20 protein-coding genes are annotated in these 23,644 nt (G+C 46.0%); 3 read left to right on the top strand and 17 right to left on the bottom strand.

Annotated elements, in window-relative coordinates; translation table 11 throughout:
- The first annotated feature begins 56 nt into the window (after positions 1-56).
- Entirely contained in the window at positions 57-965 is a 909-nt protein-coding gene (locus tag ACDZ28_RS16770) for a transcriptional regulator (RefSeq protein WP_042125436.1), read from the top strand.
- 153 nt (positions 966-1,118) lie between these two features.
- On the opposite strand, the gene ACDZ28_RS16765 is transcribed toward ACDZ28_RS16770, so the two are convergent.
- The 14 genes from ACDZ28_RS16765 to ACDZ28_RS16700 all read right to left on the bottom strand — a co-directional run bounded on the left by ACDZ28_RS16765 (position 1,119) and on the right by ACDZ28_RS16700 (position 18,505).
- A complete protein-coding gene (locus ACDZ28_RS16765) occupies positions 1,119-1,391 on the bottom strand; it encodes a DUF6171 family protein (RefSeq protein WP_076121014.1) in 273 nt (90 codons plus the stop codon).
- 12 nt (positions 1,392-1,403) lie between these two features.
- On the bottom strand, positions 1,404-2,900 hold the full coding sequence (locus ACDZ28_RS16760) for an alpha-N-arabinofuranosidase (protein ID WP_375105259.1): 1,497 nt from the start codon (positions 2,898-2,900) through the stop codon (positions 1,404-1,406).
- Between the two features lie 108 nt (positions 2,901-3,008).
- Positions 3,009-3,716: a DUF421 domain-containing protein gene (locus tag ACDZ28_RS16755; protein WP_042125430.1), complete on the bottom strand. Its 708-nt coding sequence runs from the start codon at positions 3,714-3,716 to the stop codon at positions 3,009-3,011.
- A gap of 184 nt (positions 3,717-3,900) precedes the next feature.
- Complete coding sequence (locus tag ACDZ28_RS16750) at positions 3,901-4,398, bottom strand: S-layer homology domain-containing protein (RefSeq protein WP_375105258.1); 498 nt, start codon at positions 4,396-4,398, stop codon at positions 3,901-3,903.
- Complete coding sequence (locus tag ACDZ28_RS16745) at positions 4,388-4,975, bottom strand: carbohydrate binding domain-containing protein (RefSeq protein WP_375105257.1); 588 nt, start codon at positions 4,973-4,975, stop codon at positions 4,388-4,390. Before ACDZ28_RS16745 ends, ACDZ28_RS16750 begins: the two co-directional genes overlap by 11 nt.
- 41 nt (positions 4,976-5,016) lie before the next feature.
- Positions 5,017-6,849, bottom strand: a complete 1,833-nt coding sequence (locus ACDZ28_RS16740; protein ID WP_375105256.1) for a beta-galactosidase family protein — start codon at positions 6,847-6,849, stop codon at positions 5,017-5,019.
- A 29-nt stretch (positions 6,850-6,878) separates the two neighbouring features.
- On the bottom strand, positions 6,879-8,153 hold the full coding sequence (locus ACDZ28_RS16735; RefSeq protein WP_339289840.1) for an alpha-L-fucosidase: 1,275 nt from the start codon (positions 8,151-8,153) through the stop codon (positions 6,879-6,881).
- 116 nt (positions 8,154-8,269) lie between these two features.
- Complete coding sequence (locus tag ACDZ28_RS16730; RefSeq protein ID WP_375105255.1) at positions 8,270-9,667, bottom strand: ABC transporter substrate-binding protein; 1,398 nt, start codon at positions 9,665-9,667, stop codon at positions 8,270-8,272.
- Between the two features lie 142 nt (positions 9,668-9,809).
- Complete coding sequence (locus ACDZ28_RS16725) at positions 9,810-10,646, bottom strand: carbohydrate ABC transporter permease (protein ID WP_042125421.1); 837 nt, start codon at positions 10,644-10,646, stop codon at positions 9,810-9,812.
- Between the two features lie 15 nt (positions 10,647-10,661).
- Positions 10,662-11,591 (bottom strand): carbohydrate ABC transporter permease, encoded by a 930-nt coding sequence (locus ACDZ28_RS16720; protein WP_042125419.1) that lies wholly within the window; start codon positions 11,589-11,591, stop codon positions 10,662-10,664.
- 271 nt (positions 11,592-11,862) lie between these two features.
- Positions 11,863-13,446, bottom strand: a complete 1,584-nt coding sequence (locus ACDZ28_RS16715) for a response regulator (RefSeq protein ID WP_042125417.1) — start codon at positions 13,444-13,446, stop codon at positions 11,863-11,865.
- On the bottom strand, positions 13,446-15,167 hold the full coding sequence (locus ACDZ28_RS16710) for a sensor histidine kinase (protein ID WP_042125415.1): 1,722 nt from the start codon (positions 15,165-15,167) through the stop codon (positions 13,446-13,448). Before ACDZ28_RS16710 ends, ACDZ28_RS16715 begins: the two co-directional genes overlap by 1 nt.
- 67 nt (positions 15,168-15,234) lie before the next feature.
- A complete protein-coding gene (locus ACDZ28_RS16705) occupies positions 15,235-17,394 on the bottom strand; it encodes an alginate lyase family protein (RefSeq protein ID WP_375105254.1) in 2,160 nt (719 codons plus the stop codon).
- Positions 17,384-18,505, bottom strand: a complete 1,122-nt coding sequence (locus tag ACDZ28_RS16700; RefSeq protein WP_375105369.1) for a glycoside hydrolase family 88 protein — start codon at positions 18,503-18,505, stop codon at positions 17,384-17,386. Before ACDZ28_RS16700 ends, ACDZ28_RS16705 begins: the two co-directional genes overlap by 11 nt.
- 211 nt (positions 18,506-18,716) lie before the next feature.
- Here ACDZ28_RS16700 and ACDZ28_RS16695 point away from each other — a divergent pair, with 211 nt between their 5' ends.
- Entirely contained in the window at positions 18,717-19,979 is a 1,263-nt protein-coding gene (locus ACDZ28_RS16695) for a TraB/GumN family protein (RefSeq protein WP_375105253.1), read from the top strand.
- A gap of 298 nt (positions 19,980-20,277) precedes the next feature.
- Here the strand turns inward: ACDZ28_RS16695 and ACDZ28_RS16690 are convergent, their stop codons facing one another.
- Positions 20,278-21,564, bottom strand: coding sequence for a Gfo/Idh/MocA family protein (locus tag ACDZ28_RS16690; RefSeq protein ID WP_375105252.1), 1,287 nt, complete (start codon positions 21,562-21,564; stop codon positions 20,278-20,280).
- 146 nt (positions 21,565-21,710) lie between these two features.
- Here ACDZ28_RS16690 and ACDZ28_RS16685 point away from each other — a divergent pair, with 146 nt between their 5' ends.
- Entirely contained in the window at positions 21,711-22,538 is an 828-nt protein-coding gene (locus ACDZ28_RS16685; RefSeq protein ID WP_375105251.1) for an AraC family transcriptional regulator, read from the top strand.
- Positions 22,539-22,541: 3 nt separating this feature from the next.
- Here ACDZ28_RS16685 and fucU read toward each other — a convergent pair whose 3' ends face one another.
- Positions 22,542-22,970, bottom strand: a complete 429-nt coding sequence (gene fucU / locus ACDZ28_RS16680; RefSeq protein ID WP_076284304.1) for an L-fucose mutarotase — start codon at positions 22,968-22,970, stop codon at positions 22,542-22,544.
- Positions 22,971-22,982: 12 nt separating this feature from the next.
- Positions 22,983-23,633 (bottom strand): class II aldolase/adducin family protein, encoded by a 651-nt coding sequence (locus ACDZ28_RS16675; RefSeq protein WP_339289832.1) that lies wholly within the window; start codon positions 23,631-23,633, stop codon positions 22,983-22,985.
- Positions 23,634-23,644: the final 11 nt, after the last annotated feature.

Below are 23,644 nucleotides of genomic sequence, written 5' to 3'. Positions count from 1 at the left end.
TACTTAATTTCTTAATCATCAGCGCGTAACCATAAATTTAAAATAGGAGGCCATCTATGAAACTTGACCTGTCGGAAGAATCTCTTCCCGTCTACGAAGCTTTAGCCAGCTCAGTGCGTCTACATCTGTTGCGTTTGCTTGCCGAGAATCCTATGAATGTCAAGGAATTGGCCGCAGCGGTAAATTTGAGCAGCGCCATTATGACTATGCATGTCCGCAAGCTGGAAGCTGCAGGACTAATCCAGACACATATGGCACCTGGACGAAGTGGTCTGCAAAAGATCTGTACACTAGCTGCTGAAAGTACCGAAATCACCTTTCCGGGCAGACAAATCAATGAGCGCAAAAGCTACCGCAAGGAAATTCCTGTTGGACATTATTCCGACTTCCTGATTGAGCCTACCTGCGGTCTAGCAACTACGGAGCAAGTGATTGGCAGCTTTGATGACCCCCGTTATTTCTGGGATCTCGAGCGTATGAATGCTGGTATTCTTTGGTTCGGCAAAGGATATATCGAATATAAAATTCCTAACTTTCTCCTCTCCAGTCAACAGCCAGAGGAACTAATTATTACGATGGAGATTGCTTCCGAAGCGCCCTCCATTAATAATAATTGGCCCTCCGATATCACTTTCACACTGAACGGAGTGAAGCTCGGATTCTGGACAAGTCCCGGTGATTACGGAGACAGACGCGGCAAATACACACCGGCTTGGTGGCCAGCACTCACGAACCAATACGGCCTACTTAAACAACTGCGCGTAACACCTAAAGGTACATTTATGGATGGTCTGAAACTCTCTGACGTTACACTGGATCAAGTGAACATCCGTAACAAGCAGTGGACCTTCAAGCTTTCTGTCGATGAGGATGCCGAGCATATTGGCGGCATTACCCTTTTTGGCAAAGGCTTTGGCAACTATAATGACGATTTAATCGTTGAGCTGTTCTATACAGATGCCTAAGAAGAAACGCTTATCGTCTCTTAAAGAGGATAACCGTTTCTTGAATAATATAAGACATTAACGATAGCGTGAATTTCTTATATTTCACTAATAAAGCCGCATTCATCTCTCCTTGGAGAGTCGAATGCGGCTATTATTTTACCTTATATCATGTTAAATGAAGGATCCCCATAATCCGCCACCGGGCAGTGGACAGCTGCGTTCCTTAAGCTTAGCTACAACGGGAATAATGCAGCCACAAGCAACACAAGTCACGCCCTCATGCAGCTTAGGACAAGTCCTGCAAAGAGCAACTCGCTCAGCATAAACTTCATCCGGAACACAAAGCTCTGTCTTAAACATGCTTGATGACAAAATACGCTCGATCTGTGCTTCGGTAACCTTATAATCGTCTCGACAACCCTTGCATGCAGATGTTGTTGACATGATAACACCACCTTATGCCTTTGGCGTAATCTCCAGCACAGTTACTGACATTGGAGCCAGCTCTACATTAAGAAGATCACCTTCAAGTGTAAAGGCTGTAAAAGCTTCCGGTACGACTGCATCTGGCTGACTAAATGTATTATGAGCATCTATCTTGTCACCAACGAGCGTAGTGCCGGTCACTTCAACCTTCTGCCCGGAAAGACCTCTTAGCTCTAGGGGTACAGTAGCTGAGGCAGCGTGATTCAAGTTGCAAAGACTGACATGAATGATTCCAGCGTCTGTTACAGAAGCTGAGGCAGACACTTCAGGAATCTCGCGGCCCTCAAAGCTGTAAGTTCCACTATCGATTGCTAAATCCAACAACTCAGCATCCTGATGGACTTTAAACATATTGAATACATGATAGGTAGGCGTTAGCAGCATTTTTTCACCTTCAGTTAAAATCACCGCTTGAAGCACGTTAATGGTCTGCGCAATATTTGCCATCCGTACCCGATCACTGTGTTTATGGAAGATATTCAGTGTCACACCAGCTACTAGGGCATCCCGAATCGAATTCTGCTGATATAGAAATCCTGGGTTCGTACCCGGCTCAACATCATACCAAGTTCCCCATTCGTCAACGATAAGGCCTACTCGTTTATCCGGGTCATATTTATCCATAATAACGCCATGCTTAGTAATCAGCTCATCCATGCGAAGTGCCTTTTCTAAGGTGCTAAACCATTCACTAGTTTCAAAGCCTGTTGCTACCCCTTTATTCTCCCATGCTGGACCAGGAATCGTATAATAATGAAGGGTAATCGAGTCCATAAAGCGTGTAGCTTCACGCATTAAAACTTCCATCCAGTGATAATCATCCACGTTAGGACCACAAGCGATCCGGTGAATACGATTGTCCCCGTAATTACGTACATACGTCTGATATTGGCGATAAAGATCTGCATAATATTCTGGACGCATATTCCCGCCGCAGCCCCAGTTCTCATTACCAACGCCAAAATAAGTCACACTCCAAGGCTCTTGATGTCCATTCTGCTGGCGAAGCTCAGACATTGGTGAAACACCGCCAAAGGTTAAGTACTCCACCCATTCGGACATCTCTTGAACCGTACCACTTCCCACATTACCATTGATATAAGGTTCACATTCCAGCATCTCACATAATTCCATGAATTCATGCGTACCAAAATGGTTGTTCTCAACCGTGCCGCCCCAATGCGTATTGATCATCCGCTTACGGGCTTCGCGATCACCAATACCATCTTTCCAATGATATTCATCCGCGAAACATCCACCCGGCCAGCGAAGCACTGGAATCTGAATTTCTTTAAGCGCTTTCACAACATCATTACGAATACCATTAGTGTTAGGAATCGGTGAATCTTCTCCAACCCAAATACCTTCATAAATACAACGTCCTAGATGCTCAGAGAAATGTCCATAAATATTTTTGTTTATTGTGCCTTTGCGAATGTCTGTGTTAAGTATTGCGCGCTTTGCCATAAATAAGTACCGCCCTTCAACATTTATATTTTTATTAACTAATTAATAATTATACAAACATTATAGAGCGGTCTTCCGCGATCCGTCAATCTCCAATATCAATATTCACTATTCTTTATCAATAGGCTTGTTTATCTTGTCTTCATAATAATCAAATACAAGCTGCTGTTGCGTACCTCTTACCCCGTAAAATACGTCGGAGATCCGTTTCCCCTTCCGTCTTAACTCATTCTCCAGCCATTCTTTGGTCAGACCATTATTCTCAAGATTTTCTTCAATGAGGACGCCATCCATAATTAACTCTACGGGAAAGCTCTGAGAGACCGAAGAAAGCTTCAAATCTTTTCGGGTAACATATTGATACTCTTGTTTCTTTAAGACGGATACCATTCCGTTATCTTCTAATACGGCGTACTCTACTACCTCTAAATTAAAAATTTCTTTTTCCCTCAGCGCCTGTGCCAAGGAATCCAGTGAATACCTTACCTTTTTCATATTTTTTTCAAGAATTTTCCCATTTTCGATAAGTACCGTGGGTGAACCCGATATCCAGCTTCGCATTCTACGACTCTTTATAGCGATGACTGATAGCAGAAAAGATGTAGCTGTAATAACAACAAGCGCCACGATCATATATGATGATTGTAGATCTTTATTAAAAGCCAAGTTCGCCGCAAGCGATCCCAATATAATACCTGTTACGAAATCATGAAACGTCAAATTAGAAATCGTTTGTTTACCCAATATTTTAGCTATCAATAACAGCATGATCATTGCTACCACTGTACGAAGTACAATATCCAGATGTGCTTGCATCACTCAACCCCCTACCTCTCCTTTCCCATTATTTACAGACGCAGTAGAAATGAAACATCACTACAATTGAAGTAATCATTGTACAGAAAGATTCATACCGGTAGGCTTTCGGAGATTTCTATAACTGTCAAAAGGGCTCTGAAATGGTTCTACTGAACCGTCCCAAAGCCCTGGCTTCGAACTCTTACTTTTCATTCTTGATTTCAAGCAGATTATGCAGAACCATTGCGCCTTCAGCTCGGGTTGCTGAACCTCCCGGATCGAAGTTCCGGTCACTCCGGCCCTGGATGAGTCCAAGGACTTGGGCGGTAATGATTGATTCACGGGCCCATGAGGCAGCCGTACTCAAATCACCGAATTGGATTACAGGCTTTGATTCCACCTTTTTCCCGTTGACATATTCGTAGGCCCGCATCACCATGACCGCCATCTCTTGGCGGGAAATAAGGGCTTCTGGAGCGAAGCGAGTCTCGCTCACCCCATGGACGATCCCCGCCTCTACAGCCTGCGCCACTTCCTCCGCATACCACTGATCCGCAGATACATCCGTAAATACTGTAGATGATTTTACTTCAAGGCCCAGCAAACGGGTCAGCATGGCTGTAAATTCCGCACGGGTCACTGACCGATTCGGATCGAATTTCCGAAGCCCAACGCCTTGAATCAGATGTTTAGCGGACACCTTTTCCAGTCTCCAAAAAAGGCTCGATGACAAGCTTCGTCGCGTTAGCCGGCATGGTTAGAAGTACTTGCTGCAAACTCCAGTCCTGTGTGCCTGTTATTTTAGGAGAGGAAGGTCCATCTCCCACTTTGGCAGTATTGTAATATTGTGTTCTAAAGTAAGCTCCCTGCCCAGTGACATTGTCCGTCTTCAGCCAGACTTTAAGTCTGTAGGATTTACCAGGGATAACCGAAGTTAACCCCTGATTGATGGAAATCCTGCTTGTCGCAAAGGCATCGAATAGCATGGACCGGGTTCCTTCATGCGCAATGCCAGCGTCTATCTTGATATTTGCAGTTTTATTCGTCCCTTTTCCGCTACCAGTAGGTACCCATAAGCTCCAGCCCACCGGAGCAGAGTCTGTAACCCCTGTCCAGGTGGAGTCCATGGTTGTCTTTGAATTCTCAAAACTTCCGTTAAGCATAAGATTTGATGCAGCCGCAGATGCCCTGCTGTCCGAGTGATAAAAAACTCCCGCACAGGAAGAAAAAAGATCAACAATGAGAACTAATACTAAAAACAGACTTGGTTTTCGCATTTGTTCACCCCAATCTTAGAATAGGTTAAAGCTAAAAATATCTACAATATATCTTCCTGTACAAAATTCAGCACGGCATCGTCGACAGCTGAAGTTTTTCCCAGATCCGGAAGATTCACAAGTTCAATTTCGCAAGTCTCCGCACAGCCGTGCAGCTCCAAAAGAACAAGTTCATTACGCCCTTTGCGCAGCAATGGACCGGGAATATATAGGGCCCTTTGTGGTCCTGCGTTCCAGTAGCGGCCCAGATTAAAGCCGTTGATCCAGGCAACCCCTTTATTCCATCCATCGAACCGTAGAAAAGTATCGCCAATTTCCTCCACATCAAAGCAGCCCCTGTAGAATCCGGGCAAACCCGAAAGTGCCGCAGCTTCTTGCTTCTCCACCGTCTGCTCCTTGTACTCAAGTGAAGCCAGCGTTCCAGGTTCTAACGGAAGTGTACGGATCGTCCAGTTATATTGCAGTTGGTTATCGATTCGAACCCCGTCCAGAATTCCTTTCGGATCACGAATGAGCGGTCCATAGTTGATCCGACCCATATTCTCGACGAGAATATCCAGCTTCGCTCCCCCTGCAGGAATAGAAATTTCCAGTGGCTGCGGATTCCAGCGTTCAATTACCCCAAGCAGCTGCCCATCTAGGAAGACCTGCGCCCGATCCCGCACGCCTTCGATGTGAAGCTTCTGCCTGGACCGCGGTCCCTTTACAAAAGTACTGTACACTATAAAGCCATAGGATTGTCCGAGCTTCTCCATCGGCTGAACAAATACACTGTTCACCGGTTCGGATAACTTATCCAGATTGGAAGCTGTGAACAGTTCCGCTCTTTCCGTCAAGGCAACTTTTCCATAGGAGATCTTCGGAATCGGCTCAGGGAGTGAACAAGTCGGGGCAAATCCATGCTTGCCAAGTACCGACCGGACAGCTTCAAATTTTGCCGTCGTATCTCCCCATTCCGTGAGTGGAGCATCATAGTCATAGCTTGTAGTCGTCGGCTCGTAGCCGACGATATGATTCGCCCCATTATAGAAGCCAAAATTGGTTCCGCCATGGAACATGTACATATTTAGTGAGGAGCCATGCGTTAGGATATCATCCAGAACGCCAGCTACATCTTCGGCATCACGTACATGATGGTCCTCCATCCAGTGATCGAACCAGCCGTTCCAATATTCCATCACCATCAGAGGTTCATCAGAGCGGTACTCCCTATATTTGCGGAAAGACTCCTCTGTACTAGAACCAAAATTGACTGTTGCATGCACATCCTCCAACGTTCCGCCGAGCAACATCTCATCCGTTGGCCCGTCGGAAGTAAAGAGCAGCACATCTACCCCTCTGCTGACCAATCCATTACGCATATATCTCAAGTAGTTACTGTAATTTCCATAACTTCCATATTCATTCTCTACCTGGACGGCCAGAATCGGCCCACCATATGTGGAGAGCAGCGGAACCAGCCGAGGAATTAGCTCATCGTAATACCGATCCACTTTACTTAAATAAAGAGGGTCACAGCAGCGAAGCTGAATTTCCCCGTAAGCCAGCAGCCAGCCCGGCAGGCCTCCGAACTCCCATTCCGCACAAATGAATGGACTCGGTCTGACAATCACATGAAGCCCAACCTCTTCAGCCAGTTCGATAAAAGAGACAACATCGGCCATGCCATCAAATACGAACTCCCCTTCCTTAGGTTCATGCATATTCCAGGCGATGTAGGTCTCTACGGTATTAAATCCGCAGGCTTTCAATTTCAGCAGCCGGTCTTTCCAGTATTCAGGCACAACTCGAAAGTAATGAATCGCTCCCGATACAATCCGGTAAGGCTGTCCGTCCAGCAAATATTGTCCGTTGTTCCAGGTGAGCAGGCTCATAATCGACAACCTCCTTTTTTAACATTCATTTATTCTAACGTTTCTCCACAGTGGTAAACGGCAATCCGTCTGATCTCGGGATTTGCGGAAGCTTCCGTCACCCGAAGTCGTAATTTCTCTGCACATACTGAAGGAAAAGCGTCGATTTTCTTATGGCCAATCGCACTGCCGTGCTTCAGCTCCAACCACTCCCCGTTACTGTAAGCTTCCAGCACATATCCTCCCACCCGCTCGCCGTAAGCGATGTCCTCCATAATCTCGGCGTGGTCAATCACAGCAGCCCTTGGCAGCTCCAGCTCAATAAGATCTCCAGTGCCAGCTGTTACCGCCAGAGCCTCGCCGAATCTACGCTGGATCTCCTTACCGAATTCCAGCAGACGCTGCACATCGGCCTCCGGAAACAGCCCGCGGTTATCAGGGGCTACATTGAGCAGCAAAGTCGCCCCATGTCCGACCGAACGATAATAAATGTCCATTAGCTGTTCTAGGGACAGCAGCAAATGCTCTTCCTCAGGATGCCAGAACCAGCGGTCTTTACGGATGGGAACATCACATTCCGCAGGCACCCAGCTTGGCGTTCCGGGAAGCCAATTTAGCGAAGCTTCACTGAACATGCTCCCCCGTGCGGAATTTGCAGTGTTCCAGCATGGATAAGGAGCAAGGCCATCCTCATTGCCAACCCAGCGAATGGTTGGCGCTCCCATATTAAACACCATAGCCCCTGGCTGATGGAGCTTAATCAGATCCATAATCCGCCGCCAATCATAATTGCGGCCCTCAGATCCTGCACCGTCAAACCAAATCTCCGTAAGCGGACCATATCCCGTAAGCAATTCCTGCAATTGCAGGGCATAGAAATCATCGTACGCTTGCGGATCCGCATAACACGGCTCATGTCTGTCCCATGGAGACAAATAAATGCCAAAGCCGACCCCAAGGTCCCGGCAAGCTTCTGCGCACTCTTTGACGACATCGCCGCGTCCTTCTTTCCACGGACTGGAAGCCACAGAATAGGTGCTTGTCGCAGTCGGCCACAGGCAGAATCCGTCATGATGCTTAGCTGTCAGTATAAAATAACGGAAACCGGCTTCTTTAGCTGTACTAACCCATTGGCGGGCATCTAGTTGAAGCGGATTGAAAACCGCAGGTGAATCACTGCCCTCTCCCCATTCCTGATCGCAAAACGTATTGATGCCAAAATGGCAGAACATCCCCAGCTCCTGGTCTTGCCAGGCCATCTGCTCTCTGGAAGGCAGCGCTGCCAGCTCTTCCGGCTTGTTCTGTGAAGATATGCTTTCCATCATTTCTGAACTCTCCCGTGTGTTTGTGTAGGCTCCCTTGTAAAAAAGGGCTTTGGAAAGCCGGTTGATGACCTTCCAAAGCCCCGTCCACAACTTGGGATACCTCGCTTATTGCCTATTTATTTGATGACGCCTTTTTCGTTGATAATTTTCGTTGCTTCATCAACCATCCATTGCTGAACTTTATCAATCGATTCATTGCCGAGCATAAATCTGCTGAAGCCGTCATCGATAATTTTGGTCAACTCGGAAGTTGCTGTAGTCATCACCTGTGCACCGTCGAGGAACTGAATTTCGCTATCGAAGAGTGTATATTTGAGTGAATCCATATCATACATATCTTCTTTTCCAGCAACCAATTTAGTCAGTAGAGCCTCATTGTCAGCTTTTTTATAGCCGGAGAATTCCAGTCTGTTATCACTAACAGCCGTTGACATAAATCTCATCAGTTTAAAGGAAGCTTCTTTGTTCTTCGAAGTTGCCCCCATCGCCAGCATGTTGCCGCTTGTGAAGTATTTGCCTTCGTATTCTTTCGGTTCCGATCCTGCCGGAGGCACCGGCACTGGGGCAAAGGCTGTCTTGAATTTATGCGGATACTGCTCGGTGTTACCCGGATCAGCAATCGTCCAGTTACCAGCCAGGATCATAGCGGCTTCTTCATTGAAGAATTCCGTGCGGTAATTGAGCTTAGCAGCTAAAGCGTCCGCATAGGATTTCGCGGATTTATCAGCAGACTCCATATCTTTGCGCAGCTGGAAGAAATATTTGTAGGTTGGATCCGCGAAAATGGTTGTTCCGTCATCATACACGAACGGATCTTTCATCATCGTTTGGGCCGGAGCGTTCATGTACAGCTCCCAAGTGTGGAAGTATGTGCCGTAACGTTTGTCCACGCCTTCACCTTTGGTCAGTTTTTTAGCATAGTCGCGGTAGTCATCCCATGTCCAGCCAAAAGTAGGAACAGGCAACCCAGCTTCATCCAGCGCGTCCTTGTTTAGCATCACATAGTTGCTGCTCTTCGTGTATTGCATCCCATAATATTTGCTATCGACCTTAGCGTTCACATAATATTCATCCTCGGGAACGAGGTTATCCTTGTCATAGAATTCATTCAGCGGGGCAAGTGCTCCACGGGTTGCCCGTTCAAGCACGCCGCCAAGACTAGGCACCTGAACAACGTCAATCGCTTCACCGGAAGAAATCAGGAAGTCGAGTTTTTTCAACATTTCTACGGAATCCCCTGGAACGAGTGTCACATGCTCTACCTTGATGTCCGGGTTCTGATCCATAAATTCCTGCAGCATGGCATCGGTGCCTACCGATTGAGCTTCATTGTCCCAGTTGTAATACTTGATGGCGACCTGCTTGTCCGCCTTAACATTTCCTGCATTTGCACTTGTGTCAGCACTGCCATTCTCCGCCGTATTGCCGGAATTACCACAAGCGCTTAGCGTTAAGGAAACCGCCAGCATGGAGCCTAATACAACGGATAATCTCTTTTTGCTCTTTGTTTTCATTTTTACTTCCCCCCGCACTGAATTTTAAGTATAGTGCCTTGTTCATTTCTTATTATAGGCATCCGCTTTACTGGCCAAGTGCACAATTTTGCTGTTGTAGGATCACATTTTTGACTTTTACTATCTATCACACATCCGCAGGTCAGCCCTTAACTCCGCCAAGCGAGATTCCATTAATGACTTGCTTCTGCAAGGCAATGAACACAATGACGAGCGGTATGATCGCCGAAACAGCCGCCGTCATCATAATCGCATAGTTGTTCGAATAATCGTCCCGGAACAGTGTCATACCGAGTGGGATAGTGTACAAATTCTTATTTAGTAAGAAGATCAACGGATTCTGGTAATCATTCCAGGTCCAGATAAATTTGATGATTGCCACCGTAGCGAGCACCGGTTTACAAAGCGGAATAATGATAGACCAGAATATCCGCAAATGGCCTGCACCGTCAATTCGTGCCGCTTCAATATATTCGTCGCTGACACCTATCATAAATTGCCGCAGCAGGAACGTGAAGTAGATGGAGAACATACTCATTAATATGATTGCCGCATGGGTATCGTAGAGGCCGAACCAGCGAATCAGCAGAAAACGCGGAATCAGTGTGGCCTGATCAGGAATAATCATGAACGACAGCAGCGCCAGAAACACCATATTCCGTCCTTTGAACTTGATTTTGGTCAAGGCGTACGCCGACATAGATGAAATGATAAGTGTAATTAAGGTTGTTATAATCGCAACTTTAAAGGAATTTAAATAAAAATGAGAAAAAGGTACTCGTCCCATCCAAACCATCTTGAAATTATACGCTACATTGATTTTCTCGGGAATCCATTGGATCGGGAAGCGCATTACATCTTTCTCATATTTAAAGGCTGCGGAAATCATCCAGATCAGCGGAATAAGAAATACAATGGACAAAGCCCCCATGATACCGGTAGTGATCACTCTGGACATATTTTTTCTAATCAGTTGCATGTTAATCTCCCCCCTTTATTCTTCATTTCTCATTTTCCAAGTAGCTGCGGTGATCAAGCCTATGACGGCGAATAGCAGCCAGGAAATTGCAGAAGCGTAACCCATGTTGTAATATTTGAACCCTTCCTCATAGATCCTGAACACAAGCACGGTAGAAGAATTATTCGGGCCACCTTCGGTCAAAAAGGCGATGATGTCGAACACCTTAAACGAGCCAATCAGCATAGTGATAAGCAAGAAGAACGTGGTTGGACGCAACATCGGAACCGTGATGGCAAAGAATTTTTTCAGTGCGCTGGCTCCGTCTATTTCGGCGGCTTCGTAGATTTCATCTGAAATATTCGTCAAACCGGCCATATAGATAATAATGGTATAGCCCAGACTCGCCCAGGAACTGATAATAGCAATCGATAACAGCGAGGTCTTTGGATCCACCAGCCATTTCGGAGGACTGGAAATTCCAAGCTCCATCAAGAACTGATTGATCGGTCCTAGGGACGGATGGAACAATGCGCTCCATACAGCAGCAATCGCAATGATTGAAGAAATATAAGGGATAAAAAAGGCCACTTTGAAATAATTTTTGAGAAATACACTGTTTTGAATCAATGCCGCCAGCACCAAAGCAATCGCAATCGGTATCGGCACGGTCATAATCATATAAATGGCATTGTTCTTCAAAGCTTGAATGATGCTCGGATCATGGAACATTTTGATATAGTTATCCAATCCGATAAACTCGATCCCTTGAACCCCCGACAATAGATCCCATTTCGAGAAGCTTAAATAAAGTGAGAATCCAAGTGCAAATACATTAAGAAAAAGCATTCCGACAATTTCCGGAGCTAGAAACAGCCACCCGGTCAAAGCCTCTTTCCGCTGCGGAGTCCAGAACTTCCGCTTCTCCTGCAGAATTTTTGGCACAGGTTGTTTTGCAGCCTCCACGTTGTATCACCTCGACAATTTGATTTGTCATTATAGTAATATATCCGCCTTCCGCATGAAGGAGTGATTATGACCCGAGATGTGCAAGATTTTGACCTTTGTCCGTAGGCAAGCTAAAGTGCCTTCGGCGTCCTTTTAAGGACGCTAAGCATTTATGCAAGAATTATAAGGATAATGTATAGCGTGAAACTTATACATTATCCTTATAATTCAACAAAAAAAACCCGCCCTAGATGGGCGGGATCTAATCGGCAGGTTAAAAATTACGCTCTCAGCGTACCGAGTGTTTGGATTTATACTCGCTCGGCGTTGTTCCCACATATTTTTTAAACACTTTTGAAAAATAGGTTCTGTCCGAATATCCCAGACCGACGGCTAGCGATTCCAGGTTCTGGCTGGATATTTTCAGCATTTTGGTCGCAACCTTCATCTTGTGCTGATGTACATAGTCCGTAAAGGTCAGACCTGTCATGCGCTTGAAATAACGCGAGAAATAGCTCGGGTCCAGAAAGAGATAACGTGCCATATCGATTGAAGTGATATTATCGCCAAGATGCTGATCGATAAATTGCTGAATAAGCTGCAGCTTCGGCTCCTGCGGGGGAGCTCCTGCCACCTGCTGCTTGCTGCCTGTAATCTGCACCAGCTTTCTTTCCACCAGTTCCATCGTATCCTCCAGTGTGCGGGTTTGCACGAGATAGACGAACAGATCCTCATCGAACGTTAGGCTAGTGAACATCAGCTCGATACCACGGAGCATAAAGGATAAATCCCGGACGAAATCGCCCGGATGGATAGCCATTACTTTTGCAGTCTTAGCGATTTCCTGAAGAGTGCCACGGATGGCTTCAAGATCATTTTTAATCACGGCCCGTTCCATCTGCGGGATATAACTATCCAGAAATCCTTGAGGAGCAGGCTGGAAGCGAGGGGTAGCGATTTGCAGAGTATCCAGAACTGTGTATTCCGCACTCGCATAGAACTCGCACTTGTCCTGGACAATTTGCCGATGAATCTGTCCAATCGCCTGCAGCTCTATTTTCTCAGTGACTGCGATGATGCCCGGTTGAATCTTAAGGAGATGGGAGCACTCGGAACACAATCGCTGTAAATAATCATGAAAATAAAGACTGGCATTCTGCGCCAGATTCACACGGTAATTATACAGAATTACAATATTCTTCTGTTCCAAAAAAGGCGTAATCCCCTCACACGCTTCAGACAGCTCTAGGGCTATATTGTAGATGGCATATAAAATAAGTGGATACTCGCTCTGCTTGTACCGCTTCTCGAAACTGGAAAAGTGAATGCTGACCGTGCCCAGCATGAACCACGGGTACGTCCAGGATATGCCGATTTGCGCCGCATATGCTAGCGTGGTTTCGGGCGGGGCGCCGCCAATCACCCTTTGCAGCAGATTCTGCCGGAATAACTGGCTGTTGTAACCCGTCTCCCCATGTTTGATTAACCCGATCTTCGATTTAAGCAAGCGTACGGACTTGGCAAGGCTTTTCTCCAGTTGTTCATCCGTTAGCTGGTCCTTGATTAAATAGTCATCCACCTTCAGCTTTACCGCTTGCTGAGCGTAATGGAAATCCTCATGACAGGTCAGGAAAATAATTCTGACCTCTGGCTTCATCCGGGTAAAGTAATCAGCCAGCTCAATCCCGTTTTTTTGCGGCAAGCCAATATCCGTGATCACGATGTCGGGCTGTACTTCCTCGAACATTAATAACGCCTTGGCACTGGAATAGGTGCTGCCGACAATCTGCAAGCTATGTGCTTCCCAGTCAATCATCTGCTGAAGCACCTTGAGCATAGGAACATCATCATCTATGAGCATCACTTTATACATCAATATCCCTCTCTCTCCGACAGATTAACCTGATGATTGCCTTGCGGCAAATACAGAGAAACGGACACCCCACCCTGCGGCAAATTATGCAGCGACAAGCGGGTATCCTGACCATAGGTCAGCCTCAGCCTTTGAACCACGTTAATTAAACCGACCCTTTGATAAGTTCCATCCTGTTCATCGCCCTTGTACATTAACCTGCGGTTCAATCCCGCCAAAACTTCTGCCCCCGCACCGCAGCCATTATCTTCAACTTCAATCAGAATCCCATCAGGGATCGTTCGTGAACGAACGACAATACGCGGTGCCGGGTGGTCAACTAGACCGTGAACGATGGCATTCTCTACGAGTGGCTGCAGAATCAGCTTAGGGACGATGAGCTTCTCTGTATCCGCTTCCAGATCGACCTCCAGTTCAAGAGGGATTTCGTTGCGGATCTTCATGATGTCAATATAATGGCCGAGCAGTTTACATTCTTCCCGCAAGGTAGCCGGTTCATTGACCTTTAGATACGCCCGGAGCAGACTCATTAGCGAATCAATGATTCCGCTGTGGAGCTTATCTTTAGCCAAAATAAGGCTACATTTGATTGAATTCAGGGTGTTGATCAAAAAGTGGGGACGAATCTGCATAAACAGCGCTTCCAGCTCCATCACTCGCTTCTGTTCCTGCTCCAGCTCGATGTCGTGAATCAATCCTTGCAGTTGGTCCAGCATAGTATTCAACGTCTGCCCAAGCTCAGCGATTTCATCCTTGCCCTTGACCTCCAGCCTGACATCAAGATTCCCCATCCCGAACTGGCGAACAACGCGCTGCAGCTTCATGATCGGACTATGCAATCTTTTGGCAATCAACATAGAGGTGGCCGAAAAGACAATGAACAAAAGAAGCACCAAGCCAATACCACTATAAAAAGTTCGCGAAATCTGGCCCGACCATTCTTTTTCCGAAGCTTCATAGACCAGCTGCCAATTAGATTTGTCGATGGCTCTGGCCGTTCGTACGCTTCCTCTCGCTTCCTTACCTTCTGGAGCTAGTTCTGTGTTCCCAGCAATCAGGCCGCCTCCGGAATCAAACAACGCAACCTTTCCAAATTCAACCGGTCCAAGCAGCTTGTTGAAATAGGCCTCGGGAATGGAGATGAGAAGCACGGATACCTGGCGTTTCTCCCGGCTGTCATAGATTACTCTGGCAATATAGTAGCTGCTGCTTTTGCCTGAACCGCTGTCAGCCATCCCTAGCCATTGCAAGGTCTCCGGTTCGTGAATATTGACACGGCCCATCAGTTTGTCCATGTTGGCATTAATCACGGATAAATTCTCAGTCCCAGAGGAGATCACAAAGTGCTTCCGGTTAACCAAATACATGCGAATGTTATTATTTAGCGGCTTAGAGTTGATGAGCGAAAATACATCCTGAATTTGCGTAAAATGTACGTAATCCTGATAGGTGTTCAGCCGCTCGGTATCTGCAAAGACCTTCAGATTGGCGCGAAAATTGGTATCGTTTACAATAAAATGCGATGCAAATGTCACATCATCAATGGTCTTGTTTAGTTCGTCAATCATAACGTTCAGGAAGTTATCGTTGCTGAGCTGTAGCTTTTCTACCATCGTATCCCGAATTAGCACAAAGGAGATGATCGATACTGCAATCAGCGGGATAAAAATCAGCAAAAGAAATGATGCCTGGATACGTCTATAGTAAGTGAATTTGAACATGTTTTCTCCGCGCCTCTCTCATGCTCTTTTCTTGTATTCTATCAGCCCGTTATCCAGTATACATGCATTATCTGATTACCGTGACTTTCTTTTGACCGTTTGCGAAAACAATAAGGACCACTTCACCAAATATTTGTATACCTTCTACTACATAGGAATCCAAGTGACTGGATGGAACCTCATGGCTGATCACGATAATATGCTCCTCACTCTTTTCAGGGAAGCTGATGCGGCAGGCCTCGGCCTGTGCAGCATCCACTGCTTCACCCGTATGACGGTAAATCGTCACCTGTTCAACCAGAGGACAAAACTGCTCGCCGGGAGGCTGCGGATACAGCACTTGCATGATCGAAACCTTCCCTTTCCCCGTTCGGGAGTACACAGCATGCTGATTGGGTTCCAGCAGATTGTATTCGCGGGAGATTACCCCGTCATCAACCTTGCCCTGAAGTCCTTCAACATTAACAGGAATGATGCAAAGATTGGCTTCCCGCTCATTTTTAGTACGGCAAATAAATGTTTCGTCTTCCATCTGAACCGCTCCGGGCGCAAAATGTAAATGCTGGGAAAACGTATGCTCCTGCCGGCAGCTGAAGCTGTCGACCAGAAGCCAGTAATAAGGCTTGATGAATATAATCCTCCTAAGCGGGTATACCGGATCATTCAAATGACGATAACCGTCATGGCTGCCTTCTACATAATCAAATTCCGGCTTGCTAATCCATTGGGTGCCTGTCGGCTTCGCAATTTGGGAGAAGGACCATGTATCCGTGATTTCGGTAAATCCAATTCCGTCAACAGTGGTCGTATTATGGGCAGCGCTTTCTTTTAGCGCTTTTCTGAGTGGTGTATGATCACTATAGTTGTATCTGCCAAGATCGGTAAGCATATCCCGCCCATAAGCATACAGATCGAAATGTAGCAGATCCGCGTGCCCATGTCCACCCCCAAGTGGTCCGCAGTGGAAATATAAGTACAAAGCCTGCTCGTCCCAACCCGTCCGCATCACATAATGACCGGAATGTACAAAAGAATGTGACAAGTAAGACGGTTCTTCTGCCAACAGCCGCGCGTAGCCCTCAACGCCAGTCAACCCGAACAACCAGGCATTATCATAATCCATTTGATCGTATCCGCCAAAGCGGAGCACAGAATCCTGGAACAACCAACCCGCATAAGTCAAAATCGAACGGACATCGCTATCATCGCTATCGCCGAGCATCGGCTGCCGATGATTCGGCTTGGCCCAATATAATGAAGCTACGGCCATTTGACGTACCTTTTGCAAAAATTCATCCTCAAGCTCCAGTCCGTTCATACGGGCCAAGCGGATGCAGTCGAGAAAACATACCAGAACTTCATGGTGATAAGTGGGGGATTGCTCCCAGTGGATACCGTCCGCCATGATCTGGATTCGAGCTGTCTCCCCCAATCTCTCCTCACCGAGACGTTGCCAGTTTCTGGCCCTTGTGAACTCAGGGAAGTAGAGCGCGGTTTGGAACAAGCCACAAGTCTCCAGAACCCCCCAGTTGCTGATATTCTTCCAGCCCGTAAACGATGAAGCTAAATATTCACCGTGTTCATGCAGAGATATCATCACTTTTGCCAGAAGCGTCGGTGTGAGCAGCGAACTTTCCTGTATATAGGATAACGCTTTGATCCAGTTAGCACAGCGAAGGCCCGCTTCAATGGTACGCCAAGTCAGCGTATCATTCGTAGGCATGTCTGGAACAGGATTACGGTCCAGCCAATCTTCAAGCTGACAGCAAAATGCCCTCGCATATTTTTCATTACCAGTTATCGCATACGCTTGTCCTAATGCCACCCAGTAGCGGTGGCGATTCAGCATATAAGCCCATTCTACATCTTTGTCTGGAACATAACGCCAGTCAATTTTTTCCTCAAAGGTAACCGGAATGCGGCTTCGTTCCATGTCCCAGGGAAAGCGGAAGAGAAATGTCTGCTCGACGACTTCGTCCGCCGTCTTTATTACAAGTTCCAGATCATCTGTGCAATAGTGCTGTATATAGTCGATAAGCTGCTGCTTCCGGTTATCTGTTCTCCAGCCCGGCGTACTCCGGCTGGTCAAGTACCGATGCAACGCAGTCAGCGCATCGTCCTGCCGCGCTTGGTCGAGCGCATCCTTCACCGGAGCTAGAGCAGGTAACGCAAGGTCGAGTAGCGTAAAGACGGCATACGGAGAGGTTTGTTGGTTATCAGCGTTCATACCAGTACCCCCTGCTGCCTTTTTGCAGCCGCAGCAACGCTTCGAGATAAAAATAATCCCCCCAGATCATGAAATCATCCGGAGAAAGATCGCCGCGCACATGGTAAGAACCATGCTTCAGCAGCCCCTCCGCGTCTTCACCGATCGTGGAATAGTTCTGCACAAGTGAAGTCATCGACTGTATTAATCCCTGCTGAAAATAAGCTCGTTCGGGATCTTCCTCATCCATTAGCTCTAGCAGCTCCTGAAGTCCGGCCGCAACAATTGCAGATGCCGAACTATCCCGATAAGTATCCGCGGATACCGGTGCATTGAAGTCCCAATAAGCGACATGATCCTGTGGCAAATGCTCCAGGAAATAACGGGCCATCCGCTTGGACGTTTCCAAATACAATGGATCCTTAGTATAACGGTAAGATAATGCAAAACCGTAGACGCCCCAGGCCTGACCGCGCGTCCAAGTCGATCCGTTAGTATAGCCTTGGTGCGTAGCGCCCCCAATCGGCTCTCCGGTCTTCTGATCGAAGAAAAACGTATGGTAGGAGCTGTCATCTCCCCGCACCAGATAACGTTTCGTTTTATCCGCCTGCATGATCGCCACTTGCCGGTATATGGAATCCCCGGTCTGTTGTTCCGCCCAGTACAGAAGAGGTAGATTCAACAGGCAATCAATAATGATGCGCCCGCCTTCTTGGGCATCTCCGATAGGTCCCCAAGCCTGAATATATCCACCGTCTGTGCGCCAGCGCTTCAGTAGTAAGTCTGCCGCTTGCAATGTCAACTGACGTGCGGATTCGTCTTTTTCTATCATCCACTGGGCTTTGGAGGATAACGAATACAAGAATCCGATATCGTGATGATCAAGCACCGTCTTTGCCGCGAAACGGCGCCGGAAATCCTCTACGGTATGAGATGCCGCAATACGGAAGCTGTCATCCTGCGTATATTCATAGCACAACCACAACATGCCACTCCAGAATCCGTTAGTCCAGTCGTCGTTGTTATTGATCTGGTAAGCTCCATTCTTGCTGACATGAGGGAAACTGCCCCCGAACCGATCTATGTTCTTACGTACCTTCTCTATCGCATCTTCAATCGCACTGCTCCACATAAGTTTCTTGCTCCCTTCAGACTCTTCGTTCTTACGTCTCATGATAAGGAGAGTGAACAGGATCTAATAGGGGTGATTTTTGCTTTGATGTGCATTATTTTGACTTTTGAACGAAGTAACAAAATATATAACTATTTATGGAAAAATACGTTAAAATCATGAAGTGAGTGAATTACAGCTTACATTATCTTAGAAACGGAGTGTCCTACTAATGAAAAAGCTAGGTGCATTATTTTTATCCATTTTCATGGTTATGTCTGTCTTTACCACTGCCCATGCGGCTGAAAAACCTGTCGGCGTATGGATTGACGGAACCGAAGTGAAGTTAGGCAATGCTAACCCTGTTGTAGAAAAAGGAACTACCTTGGTTCCTATGCGTCCACTTCTAGAGAAGCTTAATGTAAATTTGAATTGGAATAAAAAGACGCAAACCGTAACGGGGACCAAAAATGGACTGGCCCTCTCACTGACTATCGGCAGCACCACAGCAACGGTGAACGGGGAGAAGAAAAAACTAGAGGTGGCTCCTAAAACCATCAATAATGTCACCTATGTACCTGTCCGCTTTATAGGAGAAACGATCGGCTATAAAGTAGAATGGAGTCCGGCGCAGCGCACCATCACCTTTGTAGCCAATAATCAGGCTGCAGGCAGCACCGGTTTCTTATGGAAGGTGGAGCACAACGGTAACACCGTTTATCTGCTTGGTTCTATCCATGTGGCTAACGACAAAATGTACCCGCTGCGCCCGGAAATTGAAGCTGCCTTTGAGGCTTCTCAATATCTTGGGGTCGAAGTTGACTTAACCAAGGTTGATCAAACAGAGATTCAAAAGTTCCTTACGGAGAAAGGCTCCTATACAGATGGATCCAAGCTCAAGGATCACGTATCTGCTGATACCTATAACAAAGTTGTTGCGCTTCTGAAAGCGAATGGTCTTGCTGGAGATGCATTCGATTCCTATAAGCCATGGGTCGTTACTCAAGGCATTTCAAGCCTGCAAATGCAAACAACAGATTATACACCTGATACGGGAATCGACCTATATTTCACACAGAAAGCAGCCAAATTGAATAAACCGGTCATTGAATTGGAAAATATGCAATTGCAGCTGAACATGTTTGATCAATTCTCAGATGGATTACAAGAAAAGCTTCTCCTCGATACACTCGATAGCCTCAAACAAACAGACAATGCTGCAGCAACAGCTTCGTTGGATGCATTATCCCAAATGTGGATGCAGGGGGATGAACAATCACTCGTAGCTATGACACAAGCGGTCGCTAAGGAGCCAGAATACTATAAGGGTCTCGTTTCAGATCGGAATGCCAACATGGTGAAGCATGTAAAAGAGTATTTGAATAGTGATAAAAAAGCGACTTACCTTGTCGTTGTTGGTGCACTACATATGCTAGGTGATGATGGCATTGTGACTCAATTGCAAAAAGACGGCTTTAACGTCGTCAAACAATAATTGCTAATAACAAAATAAATAAGGCTGTCTCTTAGTCATCACAATGACTTTGGAGGCAGCCTTTTATCTTTACTTTTTTAGCTCAATCTAAAATAGTAGTAAATTGACGTGAAGACAGAGCGGAGGGGTGGAGGGATTCTGGAGAAACGCCAGTGTTCGCCTTTAAAGACCAATTTCAACTGCTAATCTTTCTACTATCCAGAAATTGGGCTTTAACAGCGATCGTAAGAACCCTCCACTCCGCAGCGGTTTGTTCACAAACAGGCTATTACTAATTTTGGTTTTGAGCTTTTTCCTTCTACCATTTGATTAACTGATCCACCTTCACTGGAAGTCCGGTAGCTATCGAACGATTAGCCGCAATCCCGGTCATAATAGACAACGCCCCATCCACATGGGAAGCTGCTCGATTAAACCGATCCTCCACAGGTCGTTCAAAAATATCCCGCAGCATGACCGGATCTCCGCCGCCATGTCCCCCAACACCTTCTTCAATCTCCACTTCATAGGGAGGCGCAAAATGTGGGAATACAGTGATCTGCTTGTCCTTTAGGGCCCCTTCATCCTCTTTGTTCCCTCCGGCATTTACATAAGACTGTTCAACTACTTTCACTTCCATCCGTCCCTTTGTTCCATTAAATACTACAGTGAAGCCTTCCCAAGGCAAATAAGCATTAAGTGAATAGTTCATAATCGTCTTGTTTTTGTATTTGACCATGACTGCCATCGTATCCTCAATGCTGATATTATCACCGAATACGCTTTGATCACGCAGGTACCCATCTTCATGCTCGGCATCCAAATACATCTGCTTCAGCTGTTCATTATCTTTAAGATGAAGGGCAAAGGGATCATTTTCGGCTGCTGCACTACCATGAGCACGCTGATAAAACTCGGTCACGCCGCGCTTCTCTGCGTTTTCTCTGCCATAAAACCTTAAATCCCCCATGGCATAGACCGTGTCCGGACGTGAGCCCAACCAGAAATTCATCAAATCGAAATGATGTGTTGATTTATGGACCAATAGACCTCCACTATTACGCTTATCCCGATGCCATCTGCGGAAGTAATCTGCTCCATGCTGTGTATTTAGCAGCCATTCAAAGTTAACAGAAAGTACTTCGCCAATGGCTCCATCCATGATCAATTCACGGATTTTGGTGTTATGCGGGGCATAGCGGTAATTGAACGTAACGCGCAGCTTTTTCCCTGTTCGATCAATCGCCTCAAGAATCTCCCGGCATTTTTCTTCATCCACCGTCATCGGTTTCTCTGAGATAACATCACAGCCAAGCTCCATCGCCCGGATAATGTAACGATGATGTGTGCGGTCAATACTCGTAACGATAACCACATCCGGCTTAGTCTCTTCAATCATACGATCGAACTCATGAGCTTTATAAGTAGGAACCGCATGATACTGATATTTCCCTTCCAGTAATCGGTTCGCATAATCCATTCTTACCCCATTCACATCGCAAAAGCCTACGATTTCCGAAGTCTCACGATAATTTGTAGTAATCTCTCCATAAAAGAATTCCGCTCGGCCGCCGGTACCTACGAATACATATTTCTTCTTCGACACAAGAATCACTCCATCGCTATTGATTTAGATGCCGTTTCTTTCTATAGTTTATAGCATAAAATACATCGAAATCTAAGCGGTTATTAGCAAATATGACGGAAACTTTGCATATATTAGCTTCATTATCTGAAAGGGGCAAATCTGCAATGGAACAGGAGCTAGAGCCTCCATTTATCATTGAACAAATCAAAAGAGCCGGCCCATTCAGCATGGATTCCGACCATTATCACGATACATATGAAATTTATTATTTACTCGCAGGTGAGCGCAGCTATTATATCAACAATCTGATTTATACCTTACGCAAAGGTGATTTGATATTTATTAACAAAAATGAACTCCATCGCACCACTTCTAAGGGCTCAGCACGCCATGAGCGAATATTGATTAACTTTGAGGAGGACTTTCTGCAAAAAACATTGGCGAACTACGACCTAAGTATTCCTTTTTTAACTACACAAAGCTTACTTCTGCGTCCAGGAGTACATGAACAAGGAGCCATCGAATCTATCCTTTTCTCTATGCTAAAAGAACAAGAAGAACATCGATCACAGCAAATCCCCTATCTTCAGACACTGCTCATCCAGTTATTTATTGAAATGAACAGAGTACAAGAAATAAGCCGCGAGCCCATCGCTCCTGAGAGCAGTGAGAAGCAGCTTAAAGTCTACGAAATGATCGATTATTTACAGGCACATTATGTTGAAAAGCTTACATTAGAGCGGCTATCCGAAACTTTTTTCATCAGCAGTACTTATCTTTGTCGTTTATTCAAACAGACCACTGGCTTCACCATTGTTGAATATCTAAACTACATTCGGATCAAGGAAGCCCAACGACTCTTGCAGAGCACTAACACTAAAGTCACTGCCATTGCAGAGAATACAGGCTTTGACAGCATCGCCCACTTTGGGCGGGTGTTTAAGCAAATCGCGAAATGCTCACCGCTGCAATACCGCAAGCAGAATCGCTGATCATCAAGCCTTGATTACACCTTTTTTGATAATAATATTTCCATAAAGTGCTTCTTCACCTGTGACTACAACAGCATAACTTTGTTTAGAACGATTGTAGAAATCAAACCGTTCTTCATATTTAATCGTCGCTTCAGCGTCATGTTTGGCGATTATCGACTCGTACGTGGACCAGATCACCGGCACCGTAGGATCTCCCTCAACCACAGCCATAAACGCCACCTGATGTTCCACATAATGATCAAGGGGCAGCAGTTCCAATATTGCATCCAAAAGATCAGGTATCCCAATACCATCATATCTTAGTACTTTTGAGTTTAAGGAGTGTCCTGGATAATTAGCATCTGCCAGTACAAGCTCATCACCATGACCCATTTCCATCATCACACGTACCAGTTCCGGAGATAGTAGCTTAGGAATTTTTTTCAACATCCAAGCACCTCATTACTTCCCATAAAAAGATCTCAAAGCAACCAGCTCATCAATCCGATGCTGTGGTAGTTCTCTCTCCCCGCCAATCATACGGGTAATGAATGTAATTTTAGCCGTATATTCGAGTCTCTCCATGTTCAAATAGGCTTCCATAACATCTGTTCCCCAAGTAAGTGCGCCGTGATTTTCAAGCAGGACTGCTGTTTTTTTGCCAAGGTAAGGCATCAGTGAGTCTGGAATTTCTTCTGTCGAAGGGGTACCATATTCCGCTAATGGGATATCCCCGATCATGATAACCGATTCCGGCATCATCATTTTATCGAGTGCCTCACCTTTAATGGCAAAAGCAGTGGCATACGGGGGATGTGCATGAACCACACCATTCATCTCAGGTAGCTCATTATAAATTCTCAAATGCATTTTAGTTTCTGTTGAAGGTCTGTACCCTTCTGCCGCTTCAAGCACTTCACCTTGCAGATTTACTTTTACAATCATATGAGGCTCTAAATATCCTTTGCTCACCGCTCTGGGAGTAGTAAGAATTTCATTCTCTGATAACCGTGCTGAAATATTTCCATCATTGGCGGCGATGAAATCTTTATTAAACAGATTTCTGCCGATATCACAAATCTGCAAACGTAATTTTTGTTCCAAAATATCCATAAGTACTCTCC

The sequence above is a fragment of the Paenibacillus sp. RS8 genome (genome assembly GCF_041956825.1).
Classification (GTDB): domain Bacteria; phylum Bacillota; class Bacilli; order Paenibacillales; family Paenibacillaceae; genus Paenibacillus_AQ.
This window is presented reverse-complemented; position numbering and strand designations above follow the sequence as displayed.